The organism is Massilia orientalis (assembly GCF_030411975.2).
GTDB lineage: Bacteria > Pseudomonadota > Gammaproteobacteria > Burkholderiales > Burkholderiaceae_D > Telluria > Telluria orientalis.
On record NZ_JASNRB020000012.1, the window covers coordinates 33,877 to 49,933 of the forward strand.

Here is a 16,057-nt window from a genome sequence, read left to right on the forward strand (position 1 = left end):
TAACAAACACTGGCTTGCGCCCGCCGCATCACGATGTGGCGGGCGGCCCTTCCTCTGCCACCCGTTCGTACTCGCTTCAAGGAACTTGCACCGAAAAGGGCTCTGACCCCGAATTGAAGCTATTTCCAAAAATCGCGGTTTGATCCGGTTGCTGGAAACAAAAAGGGCCGGGCATCGCTGCACCGGCCCGGCATGCCGCGTTCGCGCGCGCTTCAGTCTTCGTAGATCGGCCCCGCCGTCAGGAACGGCCCGCCCTGGTACACGGCCGTGATGTCGCCCGCATCCGACCACGCGCCACCGGCCGGGAAGCGGTCGGCGAACGCGCGCGCGCTGTGGCGCGGCTCGAAGCCCAGGTGGGCGGCCGCGCGGTTGTCCCACCAGCGCACCGGGTTGTCCGACACGCCGTACGTGATCGTGTGGCCCACGCGCGGCGTGAACAGGGCGCAGCGCACCAGTTCCACGAGGTCGTCGTACGCGAGGAACGTGACCAGCATGCGCGCGTTGCGCGGCTCGCCGAACGACGAGCCGATGCGCAGGCACACGGTCTCGATGCCGAAGCGGTCGAAATAGTAGCGCGACAAGGCCTCGCCGAAGCACTTCGACACGCCGTAGATGCCGTCCGGCCGCAGCGGCACGTTGGCGTCGACGACTTGCGTGGTCGGGTAGTAGCCGACCACGTGGCTGGAGCTCGCGTAGATCACGCGCTTGATGCCGCGCTTGTGCACGGCCTCGTACAGGTGGTGCAGGCCGAGGATGTTGGCATGCATGATCGTCTCGAACGTGTCCTCGACGGAGACGCCGCCGAAGTGCAGCACGGCGTCCACGCCTTCCGTCAGCGCCATCACGGCGGCGCGGTCGCCCAGGTCGCAGCGCACGACTTCCTCGCCCGGCCCCGCGGGCGCGATGTCCTTGATGTCGCTGAGGCGGACCACGTCGGCCCACGGCTTGATCCGCTCGCGCAGCATGGTGCCCAGGCCGCCACCGGCGCCGGTCAGGAGAAGACGGTGGAAAGGCTTGGACTCAGTCGCTTGGGTCATGGACAGGCTCGCATTCTGTTAAACGTTTAACCGAGTATATCCAAACCGCTTTCAATGTCAATTTTTTGGACCGCTTTTTCGCCGGGAGACCTTGCCAGTACAGGTGGCAACGATTCCACACGCCGATTTCTTGCCCAAGCTCGGCTCCGCCCGTAAGGACGCATGCTAAGATGTGCCGCTGAGTAACGATTAACCTCCCATGAAAAAGACCGCCCCGACCATCCGCGACGTCGCCGCAGCCGCCCACGTGTCCACTGCCACGGTGTCGAAATTCATCAACGGCGCACAGCGCTTTTCGCCCAAGGTCGAGGCGGCGATCGAGTCCGCGATCGCGGGCCTGGGCTATAAATCGAACCCGCTGGCCAAGTCGATGATCACGGGGCGCACGAACACCATCGGCCTCTCGGTGCTGGACATCACCAACCCGCACTTCTCCAGCATCCTGAAGGGCGCGAACCGCGTGGCGCACGACCAGGGCTTTTCCGTCCTGCTCGTCGACACCGAGGAAACGCCCAGCCGCGAACGGCGCACCCTGGAAGAACTGAGCCGGCGCGTGGACGGCATGATCGTGTTCTCGCGCATGCGCGAGCACGAGATGACGTGGATGACCGAGATCGACAAGCCGCTGGTCTTCTTCGGCAGCCTGGCGCAACTGCCGCTGCCGACGGTGGCCAGCGACGACCACGGCGGGGCCTACATGCTCGCGCAGCACCTGCGCATGCTGGGCCACCGCCGCATCGCCTACCTGGGTTTTTCCAAGTCGCGGCGCGACGAGGAACGCCTGGGCGGCATCCGCGAATCGCTGAACGCGGCCGGTCTCGAACTCGCGATCTTCGACGCCGAGGCGCCGTCGCTGGCCGAGGGCGAACGCCTGTGCTCCGCCATCGTGCTGGGCAGCCAGCGTCCCGATGCGCTGATCTGCTACAACGACCTGATGGCGCTCGGCTTCATGAAGGAAGCGGCTAACCTCGGCATCTCGATCCCGCAGGACATCTCCGTCGTCGGTTTCGACAATATCCCGTACGGCAAATACACGACGCCGGCCCTCACCACGGTCGACCTGCAGAGCGAGCGCATGGGCGCGACCGCGATGGAAAAGCTGCTGGCCGTGATCCGCGGCCAGCACGTCGAGAAGCTCACCAAGGTGGCGCCGCAACTGATCCTGCGCGCGTCGACCGTCGCCCGCCGGCCCTGATCCCCGCGTCGCCGTTTACTTTCCGGAAGAGTTGACCTATCCTTTTAGGAAAACGTTTAACAACACCGGAGACACGCATGCGCCCTGTCCTGCCCGTCATTACGATGGCGGTTCTCGCCCTGTCACACGCCGCGCCCGCACTCGCGACCCAGCCCCTGCACCAGACGGTCGAACAGGCCTACCCCCAGCTGGACTATTTTTTCCAGAAGCTCGTGAAGGAGCGGGACGGCATCACGGTCGACGGCCGCGCGCCGTTCCAGAGCCACGACAAATTCCTGCCCGGGAAAATCGCGACGGGCCTGGCGGACGTGCTGCTGCACACGCCCGCCGATGACCCGCGCCTGCCCGGCATGCTGCACGACTATGCATCCATCGCCGACCTCACCGTCGGCATGGAAAACGATACCTGGGGCATCTATTACTACATCGGCGCGCTGGTCAAGTTGAAGCAGGCCGGCCTGCTGGAGCGCGCCGTGCGCCCTGCCACGCTCGAGCAGTTGCGCAAGAAGCTCGACTGGCGGACGTTCGTGCGCGTGCCGGCCTACGAGCTGATCGACCTGCCGACCAATTACTACGGCGTCGCCTTCAGCATCGCGCGCCTGCGCCTGTTGATGGGCTGGGAAGACGCGCAGGCGAGCGACGTCCTGCTCGACCGGATGCTGAAGCATTACGCCGATTACTCCGGCACCTACGGCTTTTCCGACGAGACGGACGGCCAGGGCCGCTTCGACCGCTACAGCATCCTGCTGGCGGCCGAGATCTGCGAGCGTTTCATCGAGACCGGCTTGACGGTGACGCCCGAACTGAAAACCCTGCTGCGCAAGTCGGCCGACGTCGCGCTGAACGCGGCCAATGCGGACGGCAGCGGCTTCACGATGGGCCGCAGCCTCGGGCCGTACGGCGAGACGGCGATGCTGGAGATCCTGTCGACGGCCGCCTACCTCGGCGTCCTCACGCCGGAAGAAAAGGAGTACGCATACGCCTACTCGGCGCGCATCGGCGAGCGCTACATGACGTTCTGGTACGACCCCGCGCTGCATTCCGTCGACATGTGGGGCAAGGGGCGCCGCACCGACACATACCGCGGCAAGCACCGCATCCTCGGCGAGAACTTCTCGCTGCTGCACCAGTTGATCAGCACGGACGAGATGTGGAACCGGGCCGGCATGAAGAACGCCGTGCCGCGCGCGGACCTTGCGGCGTGGCTGGAACGCGCGCGTCCTGCCTTCAGCCTCACGCGCTTCGCGGGCGGCGAATACGACCGCGCCCTCGCCATCTGGCGCGACGGACCGCACGTATTCAGCCTGTCGATGATCAACGGCGGGCCGAGCCAGCACGCGAACAGCCCGTACTATCCGCTGCCGTTCTCGTACGGGATCGTCTCCGGCATCGCCGACAGCGGCGCCGCGCATCCGCAGTTGCTGCCGAAATTCCGTCTCGCCGACGGCAGCGAATTGATCGCGACCGCGTTCCTGAAAAACATCCGGACGAGCGACATCGACGGCGGCCACCGCGTCACTTACCGCCAGGATGCGCTCACGAAGCTGGGCAAGAACGTGCCCGTGAAGGACACGCGCATCGCGGTCGAGACGGAATACACCTTGCGCCACGGCGTCATCACGCGCACCGACACCTATACGCCGGCGGCGCCGCTGGACGTGGCCGGCGTGAGCCTCGACTTCGCGTCGTTTTCAAGCGGCGCCACGGTGGACGGCAACACGATCGCCTTCCGCGACGGCGCCGTGCGCACGTTCGCCGTCGACGGCCTCGCCAGCTGCAGCGCCGCCGACGTGACCGGCAGCGAAGCGTACCGCGCGCCGTACGGCCCGATGGCCACGCTGGCCGCCTGCCGCACGGGCGCGTTCACGTTCGACAAGCCGCTCAGGATCCGCTGGACGATCCGCTACCAGTGACGACATGTTCGAGCGGATTGGCCAGGCTGCGGTCGCCGCCCATCCTGGCATCCCAGTTCACGGCCGGCAGCTTGACAGGCACCGCGGCCTTGCCGCCGTGGCGCAGGTAGATTGCGATCCATCCCGGCACGCCGCCCGACCACGCCTGCTCGACGCCCGTCATCTTCGCGATGGCCGACGGATCCGCGACGCCGCCGACGGAGAACGCAATGAGCTTGTCCAGCTGCGGCGACTGCACGTCGAAGATCGACGCCATCAGCACGAGCGGCGCGGCCGCGTACAGGTGGTAGTGCAGCGCCCTGCCGGCCCGTTCGAGTTCATACGGCAGCACGCCGTCCGGCCGGATCTGCGCCATCGCATCGTCGAATACCTTGCGGCCCCAGGCCAGGCAGCGCGCGTCGCCCGTCACGGCGCCCGTCGCCGTCACCGCGAGGCCTTCCCAGTAATAGTGATTGTTGCGCACGCCCTTGTGCGCGTCCGAGTGGCGCATCGTCGCATCGGCCAGCGCCAGCAGCCACGCCTCGATGCGGCGGCGCTCGTCCAGCGTCGCCGCGGGCTTCACGCGGGCGTAGCCGAGCGCGAGGCCGCCCAGCGTCCACTTGCGCGTGTAGTACGACTGCTCCGTCGTCATCGTGCCCAGCATCGCCTTGCGGTCGGCCCAGCTGGCGAGCCAGGTCAGCGCGCAGCGGGCATCCGCGTCGCGGTGCGTCCGCTGCCAGGCGACGGCGGCATGGGCCACCGCATCGAGGTAGTCGTTGACGGGTTTGACGGCCGCCTCGTTGCGCGCCTTGCGCACCGGGTCCACGATCGAGTGGTGGCTGTCGCTGTAATAACTGTTCGCGTCGATGTCGACGACGGCCGGCGGCGGCGCCTCGCACGCGCCGGCCGGACGCGCGGCCAGCACCGCGATGCACATGCCTGCTCCGAGTCCTCGTATCCGCATGTCTCCTCCTTTTTATGAAAGCGTTTACCTTATCTCAGCTTTAAGCCAGAATCCACATATCTAGTTAAACGTTAACCTTCCATGGTCCCGACTATCCCCTTCAAGCACGCCGCGCTCGCCCTGCTGCTGCTCGGCCCCCTCCTCCCCGGATGCGCGACACATACGCCGCCCGCCGCCAGGGCCGATGCGCAGGCCCTGACACCGGCCGCCGTGCTGGCGACGATGGAACGCGTCGCCGACTGGCAGCTCGCGCACCCGAGCGCGCACGCGACGACGCACTGGACGCAGGGCGTCGGCGACGCCGGGTTCATGGCGCTGGCCAACCTGTCCGGCACGCGCGTCTACCGCGATGCGATGGTCGCGATGGGCGAACGCAATGGCTGGCAGCTCGGTCCGCGCGCGTACCACGCGGACGACCACGTGGTCGGGCAGACGTATGCGGAGCTGTACCTGCAGCTGCGCGACCCGGCCATGCTGGCGCCTCTGCGCGCGCGCTTCGACACCATCCTCGCCGAGCCGCACGACGGCACGCTGGAATTCACGGCGTCCGGCAACCAGGACCGCTGGTCGTGGTGCGACGCGCTGTTCATGGGACCGCCCGCGTGGGCGCGCCTGGCGGCCGCCACCGGCGACGCGCGCTATCTCGACCACGCCATCGCCGCGTGGTGGCGCACGACGGATTACCTGTACGACAAGGACGAACACCTGTACTACCGCGACAGCAATTATTTCGCGCGGCGCGAAGCCAATGGCCGCAAGGTGTTCTGGGCACGCGGCAACGGCTGGGTGATGGCCGGCCTGGCGCGCACGCTCCAATACATCCCGGCGGACCACCCGGCGCGCGCGCGCTTCGAACAGCAGTTCCGCGCGATGGCCGCGAAGGTGCTCGCACTGCAGCAGGCCGACGGCCTGTGGCGCGCGAGCCTGCTCGACCCGGGCAGTTATCCGGCGCGCGAGACGAGCGGCACCGCGCTGTTCGCGTATGCGCTCGCGTGGGGCATCAACCAGGGCTTGCTGGACCGCGCCGCGTTCGAGCCGGGTGTGCGGCGCGCATGGTCCGCGCTCGTCGCCAGCGTCCAGCCGGACGGCAAGCTCACGCACGTACAGCCGATCGGCCAGGCGCCCACGGGCTTCGCGGACGATGCGACGGAAGTCTATGGCGTCGGCGCCTTCCTGCTCGCGGGGAGCGAAGTGTTTCGCATGGCGGTGCTCGAACGCGCGGCGCCGCGCCCGGTGCACGTGACGAATCCGGGCGACTTTTACCGTGCCGACGAGACGGTCGAACTCGCGCTCGGCCCGGATGCATCCCAAGCACCGCTGGCCGTGATGGAAGCCGGCACGTCGCGCCTGCTGCCCACGCAGCGCATCGGCGACACGCTGCTGTTCCAGGCGAACTTCGCGCCCCGTGAACGACGCCGCTTCCTGCTGCTGCCGGCAAGCGCCCTGCCCGCGCTGGCGCCGCCCGACGTCAAGGTGCATGCGCGCTACGTGCCCGAACGCTACGACGACTTCGCGTGGGAGAGCGACCGCATCGCGCACCGCACGTACGGCCCCGCGATCCTGCACGTGCCGAACGAACACGTGGGCAGCGGCGTGGACGTGTGGCTCAAGCGCGTGCGCCGTCCCGTCGTGGACACGTGGTACAAGCGCGGCGAATACCACAGCGACCATGGCGAAGGCCTCGACAACTACAGCGTCGGCACGGGCCGCGGCTGCGGCGGCACGGAAGTCTACCGCGACGGCAAGGCGTATCCGTCATCCGTCTACGCGGGCTGGAAAGTGATCGCGGACGGGCCGCTGCGCGCCGTGTTCGAGCTGCGCTACGACGCGTGGAGCGCGGGCGGACGCCGGGTCGCGGAAACGAAGCGCATCTCGATCGACGCCGGCGCCAACTTCAGCCGCGTCGAAAGCCGCTACACGAGCGACCAGGCGGGCGCGCTGCCCGTCGCCGTCGGCATCGCCCAGCGCAAGGGCGACGGCCGGCTCGTGCGCGACACGAGCGCAAGCTGGATGAGTTACTGGGAACCGGAGAGCGCGCCGAACGGGCACACGGCGTGCGCGGTCATCGTCCCCGGCCAGGCGACGCGCGCCGCGGTGGACGGCGGCGACGCCCTGCTGGTCGGGACCGCGCAGCCCGGGCAGCCGTTCGTGCACTACCTGGGCGCGGGATGGAGCAAGAGCGGCGATTTTCCCGATGCGCAGGCGTGGGAAGCCCACGTGCGCAACGTGGCGCAGCGGCTGGCCGTGCCGCTGCGGGTGACGGATCAGGAGTGATCAGCCGCTGTTGCGCAGCCCTGCCGAGATGCCGTTGATCGACATGTGCAGCCCATTGCGGGTCGCATCGTCGTCGACGCCGGCGCGGTAGCGGCGCAGCAGCTCGACCTGCAGGTGGTTCAGCGGATCGATGTACGGCAGGCGGTTGCGCAACGAACGCTGCATCTGCGGGTTCCCGTCCAGCAGCTCGTCCTGCTCCATGATCTGCCGGAGGATCTCCACCGTGCGCGCATGCTCCGCGCTGATGGCGCCGAAGATGCGCTCGCGCAGCGCCGCGTCGGCCACGAGGTCGGCGTAGCGGCTCGCGATCGCGATGTCGCTCTTCGCCAGCACCATGTCCATGTTCGACAGCAGCGTCGTGAAGAACGGCCACGTCTTGTACATCGTGCGCAGCAGCGCGAGGCGCTCGGCCGGCGCGTCCGCGATGAAGCGTTCCACCGCCGTGCCGAAACCGTACCAGCCCGGCAGCATCAGGCGGCACTGGGCCCAGCTGAACACCCACGGGATCGCGCGCAGGTCCTCGATCGAGCGCGACTTCTTGCGCGACGCCGGACGGCTGCCGATGTTCAGCGCGGCGATTTCCGTGATCACCGTCGACTCCCAGAAGTACGTCTCGAAGCCTTCCGTTTCGTACACGAGCGAACGGTAGGCGCGCAGCGCTTCCGTCGACAGGCGGTCCATCGCGGCCACCTGCGCCGCGTCCGGCTGCGGCTGATCATGCGACAGCAGGGTCGCTTCCATCGTCGCGGCGACGAGCACCTCGAGATTGCGGCGGCCCACATCGGCGTTGGCGTACTTCGCGGTGATGACTTCGCCCTGCTCCGTCAGGCGGATGCGTCCCTGCACGGCGCCCGGCGGCTGCGCGAGGATCGCTTCGTAGCTCGGCCCGCCGCCGCGGCCCACCGAACCGCCGCGGCCGTGGAACAGCTGCAGCTTGATGCCGTGGGCGCGGAAGACGGCGATGAGTTCCAGCTCCGCCTTGTGCAGCTCCCAGCCGGACGTGACGTAGCCGCCGTCCTTGTTGCTGTCCGAGTAGCCCAGCATGACTTCCTGCAGGCGGTCGCGCGACTGCAGCAGGCGCAGGTAGAACGGCAGGCCGAACGCCGCGGCCATGATCGCCGGACCGGCGCGCAGGTCGTCGATGGTTTCGAACAGTGGGATGATGTTGACGTCGAGCGTGCCGAGCGTCGGATGCAGCAGGCCCGCCTCCTTCAGCAGCACGGCCACTTCCAGCAGGTCGGAGACGGAAGCCGCCTTCGAGATGATGTAGTTCGTGACGGCGGCGCGGCCGTACGTCAGGTGCGCGCGTTTCGTCTCGCGCAGGATCGCCAGCTCGGACGCCGTCTCTTCGGAATACGCCTCGAACGGCGACACGAGCAGGCGCGGCGACTGCAGTTCTTCCAGCAGCAGCGTGCAGCGCGCGGCTTCGTCCAGCGCCAGGTAATCGACGCCGGGGCGCGCCTGCGTCAGCAGTTCCGCGAGTACGCGTTCGTGGACGTCGGAGTTCTGGCGCAGGTCGACGGGCGCGAGATGGAAACCGAACACCTTCACGGCGCGGCGCAGCAGGCGCAGGCGGCCGCGTGCCAGCTGGCGGGCGCCGTTGGCCACGAGCGACTCGTGGATGACGTCCAGGTCGGCCAGCAGTTCGGCCGCGCTGGCGTAGGCCATCGCATCCGGTTCGCTGGCGCCGGCGACGAGCCAGTCGCGCGTCGCCACGAGGCGCGCATGCATGCCGTGCAGCGCCTGGCGGTACGGCTCGTCCTGGTGGTGCGGCGACTGGTCGGGCGTGCGCTCGGCGATGCGGTGCAGGGCTTCCGTGCTGCCGCACAGGGACTGCGCCTGCGACAGTTGCGATGCCAGCGTGTGCACTTCCGGCAGGTAGAAATCCAGTGCGCGGGTCGCTTGTGCCCGGAGTGTCTCACGCAGGATGTCGGCCGTGACGAACGGGTTGCCGTCACGGTCGCCGCCGATCCAGCTGCCCACTTTCATGAACGACGGCAGCTCGGTGTCGGCCCAGCCGGTATCCTTCTGCGCCAGCGTGTCCTCGAGGGCGCAGTACAGGCGCGGCACGCTCCTGAACATCGTGTAGTCGAAGAAGGATAGGCCGTTCTCCACTTCGTCCAGCACCGACAGCTTGGTGGGGCGCAGCAGGCGCGTCTGCCACAGCGTCAGGATCGCGCGCGCGAGCGCTTCATCGTTGTCCTGCTCTTCGTCGGGCGTCAGCTGCGTGCGGTCACGTTCGCCGATCAGGCGCGCGATCGCCATCTGGCAGTTGAGGACACTCTTGCGCTGCACCTCGGTCGGGTGCGCGGTGAAGACGGGGCTCACGTGCGCGTCGTCGAAGAAGGCGCGCAGGTCGTCCATGCGGCCGGCGGCGAACACGCCGTCGACGGCGTGCGCGATGCTGCCCTTCTTCGGCGCCGAGCCGGCGGACAGGTGCGCGCGGCTGCGGCGGATGTGGTGCTGGTCTTCGGCGATGTTGGCCAGCAGCGAGAAATACGTGAAGGCGCGGATCAGCTGGGTCTTCTCGTCGGCCGAGATGTCTGCGAGGATCGCCGCCAGTTCCTCGTGCGCGCTGCCGTCCTCGTCGCGCCGGAAACCGATGCAGCTCTTGCGGACCGACTCGATGCGGTCGAACACCCCGTTACCCTCCTGGGCCCGGATCGTTTCCCCCAGCATGCGGCCGAGCTGGCGGATATCCCGCCCCAGCAACTCTTCCTTGAAGTTCCGTGCCTCTTCAACGCTCATTCAGCTCTCCAAAATGTAAATAATTTACAGAACACGCACCAGATAACCAGCGTTGGCGGGCAGATACCTTGTATATACCAGCCTTTATACACAGCGTGGCACGGCAAAAAATGCAATGTTATGAAATTTTACTACGAACATTGATCAATTCGGTGGGTGAGGTTGAAAAAATGCTACAGATGGGAAAACAAAGTCAGGCGATTTCCACCCGGTTGCGGCCGTTCGCTTTCGCGCGATACAACGCCCCGTCCGCCCGTTTGATCGCCGCCCCGATGTCCTCTTCCGGCTTCAGCGACGTCAGGCCGAAGGATGACGTGATGCGCAACCCGTGCGGCCAGTCCTGCGTCGCGAACGCCGCACGCAGCTTGTCCAGCATCGTCATGGCATGCGCCACGTCGGTTTCCGGACACAGGAGCAGGAATTCCTCTCCGCCCCAGCGTACCAGCTTGTCGCTCGACCGGACTTCGCCCCGGATGACCGCGGCGAAGCGCCGCAACACCTCGTCACCGGCGTCGTGGCCATGTTGATCGTTGATCCGCTTGAAATGGTCGAGATCCATGAAGACGACCGCCATCTCTTCGTCGACGTGGCCGGCGACGTGCAAGCGTTTCATCAGCACCTCCCTGAGGCCCTGGCGGTTCAATGCGCCGGTCAGCGGGTCGGTGTGGGCCTGGCTGGCCAGGTCGCGTGCTTCCAGTTGCAGCGCCTTGTTGATCGCATCCAGCAACTCCACACGCGCATTGCTGGCGGACAGGCTGGAGCGGACGTGCAAGAGACTCAGCGATAGCCCGAGCAGGCCGCACCCGATCCACGCGCCCACGAGCCAGGTCAGCAGCGTGGTGTCGGATATCCATTTGCCGCGAAACTGGATGGACCGCACTTCGATCGTGATCGACTGGCCGGACGGCACCGATCCCGTCGAGATTTCCACCGCCGTGACGTTATCGAGCCGGGTATACGTTTTCGCCAGCGGCACGTTGTGCGCCGTGATCCACCAGTCGGCAGTGCGCACGACGTTGACGGGAATCGTGAACGTGGCCTGCGCCGGCGCGTCGAATTCGACGGAGTTGTACCGCTGCGAATTCCAGTCGCCGACGGTGGAAAATTCCGGCTCGAAGTTCGTCAGGTGCAGCCTGATTTTCCTGCCCGACTCGCCCGAATAACGCATGTCGAACGTGACCGAATCGAACCGGCCCAAGTCCACGCCTTTTCCGTCCTGCCCCAGGTGGAACTGCAGCTTGCAGAATGGCCAGGCATAGCCGGCGCGCAGGTCGCAGCGCATGACGAGGGCATCGTTCGCACGCACCAGCGACGCGACGGACTTGCCGTTCTCGTGACGGTCGTCGGTAACGGTCGCGCCGTAGGACTGCCGGGGCGAGAGTTCGAAGACCCGGGTCATCCCGAAGTGCTGCCAGATCAGTAATGCGGGGGTCAGAACCAGCAATAATCCAACCAGGGACTGGACTATCGTCATTGCGCGCGCGTGTCGAGGGATCATGGCGGATCGCTGATGTATATATTCGGCGATCAATATACTGAAATCATCAAGCGGCTGCGATCATTCCCGTGCGGTAACCCCTAGAAATGAAAAAGGCCAGCTCGAAAGCTGGCCTGATTCTTTGAATTCGTTGGTCGGGGCGAGAGGATTCGAACCTCCGACCACGTGCACCCCATGCACGTACGCTACCAGGCTGCGCTACGCCCCGACTTGGTCCAGAATTATAACAGAGGCACGCGGGATGACTAGTCTTTTTGTCACCGGGCATCATGGAGAAACTTACTTCCAATCCCCCCGTAACGCCAGCACTTCCTCGTACAACCCCTCCGGCGTCACCTGCTGCGGCTGCACCGGCCGCCCGACGGCCAGCGCCAGCTTCGAGCGCAGCCCGCGCGCAAAAGAGCGCTCGAACACGTTGGACGGATCGTGCGAAAACACGCTGCCCCACAGCCCGCGCAGCGCCATCGGGATCACCGGCACCTGGCTGCGCGCGACGATCTTGGCGATGCCGCCGCGGAACGCGTTCATCTCGCCCGTGCGCGTCAGTTTCCCCTCCGGGAAGATGCACACGAGTTCCCCTTCGTGCAGCGCCTGGGCGACGTCGACGAAGGCCTTTTCCATCAGCCACGGGTTCTCGTGCGCCGGCGCGATCGGGATCGCCTTGCCGGTGCGGAAAATGAAGCCCAGCAGCGGCGTTTTAAAAATGCGGTGGTCCATCACGAAGCGGATCGGGCGCGGGCTCGCGGCCAGGATGACGATGGCGTCGACGTAGCTGACGTGGTTGCAGACGAGGACCGCGGCGCCCTGTTCCGGGATGCGCTCGACGTCCACCGTCGACACGCGGTGGATCGTGTGGATCAGCAGCCAGGCCAGGAAGCGCATCAGGAATTCCGGCACGAGCGAGAAGATGTAGATGGCGACGACGGCATTCAGCAGCGCGGTCGTCAGGAACATCTCGGGGATGCTGAAGCCGCGGCCGATCAGGAACACCGCGACGCCGGCCGACGCCACCATGAACAGCGCATTCAGGATGTTCATGCCGGCGATGGTGCGCGAGACGTGCGCTGGGTCGCAGCGCGTCTGGATCAGCGCGAACAACGGTACGATGAAGAAGCCGCCGAACACGCCCAGCAGCAGGATGTCGGCCAGGATGCGCAGCGTGCCGTGCTGCGCCAGCACGCCGACGAAATCGACGGGGACCGTGTTGGTGTAGCCGAGGCTCGCGAAGTACAGGTCGATGCCGAACAGCGACAGGCCGATGGCGCCGAACGGCACGAGGCCGATCTCGACCTTGCGGCCGGAGAGTTTTTCGCACAGCAGCGAGCCGGCGCCGATCCCCAGCGAGAAGATGGTCAGCAGCAGCACGAACACGCTGTGGTCGCCGTGCAGGTACTCCTTCGCGTACAGCGGGAATTGCGACAGCACGAGCGCGCCGTAGAACCAGAACCACGAGTTCCCCAGCATCGACAGGAACACGGTGCGGTTCCGTTTCGAGAACGCCAGGTTGCGCACGGATTCGGCGACGAAGTTCGCGCTGATCTTGAGGCCCGGCGCGGGCGCCGGCGACGCCGGGATGCGCCAGCTCGTGGCGAGGCCCAGCACGGCGACGGCCAGCGTCCCGAAGGCGACGAAGTGCACGCCGGCGGCGCCGTGGCCGGCCAGGATCGCGCCCATCACTTCGCCCAGCAGGATGCCGACGAACGTGCCCATTTCGATGACGCCGTTGCCGCCCACGAGTTCTTCCGGCTTCAGGTGCTGCGGCAGGTAGGCGTATTTCACGGGGCCGAACAGCGTCGAATGGACGCCCATGCCGACGACCGCGGCGACGAGCAGCCACAGGTTGTGCGTGAGCCAGCCGATGGCGCCAATGGCCATGATGCCGATTTCGAGCAGCTTGACGAAGCGCGCCAGCCGGCCCTTCTCGACCTTGTCCGCGATCTGGCCGGCGGTGGCGGAGAACACGACGTACGGGAGGATGAACAGGCCCGGGATCAGGTTGTTCAGCAGCGCGGCGGGCAGCGTCGTCCACGCCAGCGCGTCATAGGTCAGCACGACGAGCAGCGCCGTCTTGAACAGGTTGTCGTTGAAGGCGCCCAGGAACTGGGTCCAGAAAAACGGACCGAAGCGGCGCTGGGTCAGCAGGGCAAACTGGCTGGTGTGGTTCGGGTGGCTCATGTTCAACGATGCGGATGTCGGGGATGCGACAATCTACAACACAACCGGCACGTTGAACACACAATGTTGCTGGGCGTGAATCAATGGTCGCGCAATCCGCTACCCGAAGCGACTGGATATGCAACCAAGCCAGCGCCAAGGCGCGTCCGGCGTCACCCGACCCGCATCCACACCCGGTACAGCGGCGCTATCCCCAGCACGACGACCACCATGCGCGCGACGTGGAACGCCGTCACGACGGGCACGCCCAGGTGCAGCACGCGCGCCGTCAGCGCCATCTCGGCGATGCCGCCGGGCGACGTGGCCAGCACCATCGTCCCCGGGTGCAGGCCCGTCACGGCCGCCACGCAGAACGCGAACAGGCCCGCCAGCAGCAACGTGACCGCCGTGCACGCCGCCACGCTGGCCAGGAAGCGCGGCGCCGTGTGCACGAACGCGGGCGTGAACCGCGTGCCGAGCGAGACGCCGATGAACAGCTGGCCCGTGCGGATCATCCACTCGGGTAGACGCGACAGCTGCACGCCGGCCGCCGTCAGCATCATCGCCACGACCAGCGGGCCGATCACCCAGGCGTTCGGCACGCGCAGGCGTTTCAGCGCCAGCGCGGCGCAGCTGGTGACGGCGATGAGCACGCACAGGCCGGCCGCATCGACCCGGCCGGCGAGCGGCACGAACGCATCGAGGCCGTTGCCCCAGCCGTGGGCCGCGAACCAGCGCACGGCGAATGGAATGGTGCCGACGACCATCATGATGCGCAGGCTGTGCGCGGCCGCCACGCGTTCGACGACGGCGCCGTGGCGCTCCGCCTGCACGGCCATCTCGGAGGCGCCGCCGACGGCCATCGCGAAGAAGGCCGTCGCGTCGTCGCTGCCGGACAGCCGGCGCAGCAGCGCGCCGCCGGCCATGCCGAGACAGATCGCGAAGGAGACCGCCAGCAGGATCCAGCCGAGGTGCCGCGCCAGCACCGCCAGCACGGGCGCGCTGAAGTACAGGCCCAGCGCGCTACCGATGGCCCACTGCCCCGCCTCGCGCGCCTGCACGGGGGCCGAGAGGCGCGCGCCCAGCATGCACGCGATCGCCGTCGAGAACAGCGGGCCGATCATCCACGGCAGCGGCGTGTCGAGCAAGATGCACAGCTGCGCCGCCGTGAAGGCCAGCGCCAGCGCGGGGAGGAACGTCCTGATCAGAACACCCAGAGCTTCTCGGCCGGCATCTCGAGCCAGTACTGGCCCGGATCGACGCGGTGCTTGGAGTACGCGCGCACGCTCGAATTACCGTGCTTGAACAGGCATTCCCACCGGTCGCCCAGGTACATGCAGGTGGACAGCGGCAGCTGGATGCCGTTGTCGACGGGCGTGCGGCCGATGCGCACCTCTTCCACGCGGATCAGCGCCGACGCTTCCACGTCCGGATCCGAGGCACCGCTGCCGCGCGCCGTCGCGTTCAGCGCCATGCCTTCCACCTGCAGGCGGGCCGCGCCGCCGCTGCGCGCCACGACGCGCGCCGGCAGGCGGTTGTTACTGCCCATGAACTCCGCGGTGAACAGCGTGTCCGGCGCTTCGTACATCGATTGCGGCGTACCCTGCTGCTCGATCTTGCCGTTGTTGAGCAGGAGGATGCGGTCCGAGATCGCCATTGCCTCGGCCTGGTCGTGCGTGACCATCAGTGCCGACAGGCCCAGGCGCACGATCAGCTCGCGCAGGAATGCACGGGCTTCCTCGCGCAGCTTGGCGTCCAGGTTCGACAGCGGTTCGTCGAGCAGGATCACCGGCGGGTTGTAGACGAGCGCGCGGGCGATCGCCACGCGCTGCTGCTGGCCGCCGGAGAGCTGGTGCGGGAAGCGTTCGCCCAGGTGGCCGAGGCCCAGTTGCGCGAGCACTTCGCGCACCTTCGGTTCGATGTCGCGCGCGGCGAGCTTGCGCAGCTTGAGGCCGTAGGCGACGTTGTCGAACACGGTCTTGTGCGGCCACAGCGCATACGACTGGAACACGAGGCCCAGGTTGCGCGCTTCCGCCGGCAGTTCGAGTTTTTTACTGCCGTCGTACACGCGGCGCTCGCCGATGTCGATCGTGCCGGCCTTCGGGCTTTCCAGGCCGGCCACGGCGCGCAGCAGCGTGGTCTTGCCGCTGCCCGAGGGGCCCAGCAGCGCCACCACTTCGCCGCGCTGCAGATGCATCGACACGCCCTTCAGGATCGGGTTGGCGGTGGCGCCATGGCCGTAGTCGAGGTGCAGGTCGTTGACGGTCAAAACGTTCATGATGTTTGTCTCGCGAT

At 67.0% G+C, this 16,057-nt stretch carries 10 protein-coding genes and 1 tRNA gene; 3 read left to right on the forward strand and 8 right to left on the reverse strand.

What is annotated here, in order from left to right; translation table 11 throughout:
* Positions 1-212 precede the first annotated feature (212 nt).
* A complete protein-coding gene (locus QPK29_RS19430) occupies positions 213-1,037 on the reverse strand; it encodes an NAD-dependent epimerase/dehydratase family protein (protein WP_371770794.1) in 825 nt (274 codons plus the stop codon).
* Positions 1,038-1,236: 199 nt separating this feature from the next.
* Between QPK29_RS19430 and QPK29_RS19435 the strand changes: the two genes are divergently transcribed.
* Together QPK29_RS19435 and QPK29_RS19440 are read left to right on the forward strand one after the other, a co-directional pair.
* Positions 1,237-2,232: a LacI family DNA-binding transcriptional regulator gene (locus QPK29_RS19435; RefSeq protein WP_371770795.1), complete on the forward strand. Its 996-nt coding sequence runs from the start codon at positions 1,237-1,239 to the stop codon at positions 2,230-2,232.
* A gap of 77 nt (positions 2,233-2,309) precedes the next feature.
* The gene (locus QPK29_RS19440; protein WP_371770796.1) at positions 2,310-4,145 is read left to right on the forward strand and encodes a hypothetical protein; all 1,836 of its coding nucleotides are present in this window, start codon (positions 2,310-2,312) and stop codon (positions 4,143-4,145) included.
* Here QPK29_RS19440 and QPK29_RS19445 read toward each other — a convergent pair.
* Positions 4,114-5,088: an alginate lyase family protein gene (locus QPK29_RS19445; RefSeq protein ID WP_371770797.1), complete on the reverse strand. Its 975-nt coding sequence runs from the start codon at positions 5,086-5,088 to the stop codon at positions 4,114-4,116. The two genes, QPK29_RS19440 and QPK29_RS19445, sit on opposite strands and share 32 nt — an antisense overlap.
* Before the next feature lie 81 nt (positions 5,089-5,169).
* Between QPK29_RS19445 and QPK29_RS19450 the strand changes: the two genes are divergently transcribed.
* Positions 5,170-7,362, forward strand: a complete 2,193-nt coding sequence (locus QPK29_RS19450; protein ID WP_371770798.1) for a glycoside hydrolase family 88 protein — start codon at positions 5,170-5,172, stop codon at positions 7,360-7,362.
* Here QPK29_RS19450 and ppc read toward each other — a convergent pair whose 3' ends face one another.
* The 6 genes from ppc to QPK29_RS19480 all read right to left on the reverse strand — a co-directional run bounded on the left by ppc (position 7,363) and on the right by QPK29_RS19480 (position 16,040).
* Entirely contained in the window at positions 7,363-10,110 is a 2,748-nt protein-coding gene (ppc, locus tag QPK29_RS19455; RefSeq protein WP_371770799.1) for a phosphoenolpyruvate carboxylase, read from the reverse strand.
* A gap of 193 nt (positions 10,111-10,303) precedes the next feature.
* Positions 10,304-11,509 carry a GGDEF domain-containing protein gene (locus QPK29_RS19460; protein WP_371770800.1) on the reverse strand — a complete coding sequence of 402 codons (1,206 nt, stop codon included), beginning with the start codon at positions 11,507-11,509 and terminating at the stop codon, positions 10,304-10,306.
* Positions 11,510-11,739: 230 nt separating this feature from the next.
* Positions 11,740-11,816: transfer RNA gene (locus tag QPK29_RS19465), tRNA-Pro, on the reverse strand.
* A 71-nt stretch (positions 11,817-11,887) separates the two neighbouring features.
* Positions 11,888-13,783, reverse strand: coding sequence for an MFS transporter (locus tag QPK29_RS19470; RefSeq protein WP_371770801.1), 1,896 nt, complete (start codon positions 13,781-13,783; stop codon positions 11,888-11,890).
* Positions 13,784-13,935: 152 nt separating this feature from the next.
* Positions 13,936-15,006, reverse strand: coding sequence for an AbrB family transcriptional regulator (locus QPK29_RS19475; RefSeq protein WP_371770889.1), 1,071 nt, complete (start codon positions 15,004-15,006; stop codon positions 13,936-13,938).
* Entirely contained in the window at positions 14,967-16,040 is a 1,074-nt protein-coding gene (locus QPK29_RS19480; RefSeq protein ID WP_056136797.1) for an ABC transporter ATP-binding protein, read from the reverse strand. Before QPK29_RS19480 ends, QPK29_RS19475 begins: the two co-directional genes overlap by 40 nt.
* Between the last annotated feature and the right edge of the window lie 17 nt (positions 16,041-16,057).

What these genes read in the sequence shown, in the direction of transcription:
- QPK29_RS19430 (WP_371770794.1), bottom strand. Translation starts at nt 1,037, where the DNA reads ATGACCCAAGCGACTGAGTCCAAGCCTTTCCACCGTCTTCTCCTGACC.
- QPK29_RS19435 (WP_371770795.1), top strand. Translation starts at nt 1,237, where the DNA reads ATGAAAAAGACCGCCCCGACCATCCGCGACGTCGCCGCAGCCGCCCAC.
- QPK29_RS19440 (WP_371770796.1), top strand. Translation starts at nt 2,310, where the DNA reads ATGCGCCCTGTCCTGCCCGTCATTACGATGGCGGTTCTCGCCCTGTCA.
- QPK29_RS19445 (WP_371770797.1), bottom strand. Translation starts at nt 5,088, where the DNA reads ATGCGGATACGAGGACTCGGAGCAGGCATGTGCATCGCGGTGCTGGCC.
- QPK29_RS19450 (WP_371770798.1), top strand. Translation starts at nt 5,170, where the DNA reads ATGGTCCCGACTATCCCCTTCAAGCACGCCGCGCTCGCCCTGCTGCTG.
- ppc (WP_371770799.1), bottom strand. Translation starts at nt 10,110, where the DNA reads ATGAGCGTTGAAGAGGCACGGAACTTCAAGGAAGAGTTGCTGGGGCGG.
- QPK29_RS19460 (WP_371770800.1), bottom strand. Translation starts at nt 11,509, where the DNA reads ATGACCCGGGTCTTCGAACTCTCGCCCCGGCAGTCCTACGGCGCGACC.
- QPK29_RS19470 (WP_371770801.1), bottom strand. Translation starts at nt 13,783, where the DNA reads ATGAGCCACCCGAACCACACCAGCCAGTTTGCCCTGCTGACCCAGCGC.
- QPK29_RS19480 (WP_056136797.1), bottom strand. Translation starts at nt 16,040, where the DNA reads ATGAACGTTTTGACCGTCAACGACCTGCACCTCGACTACGGCCATGGC.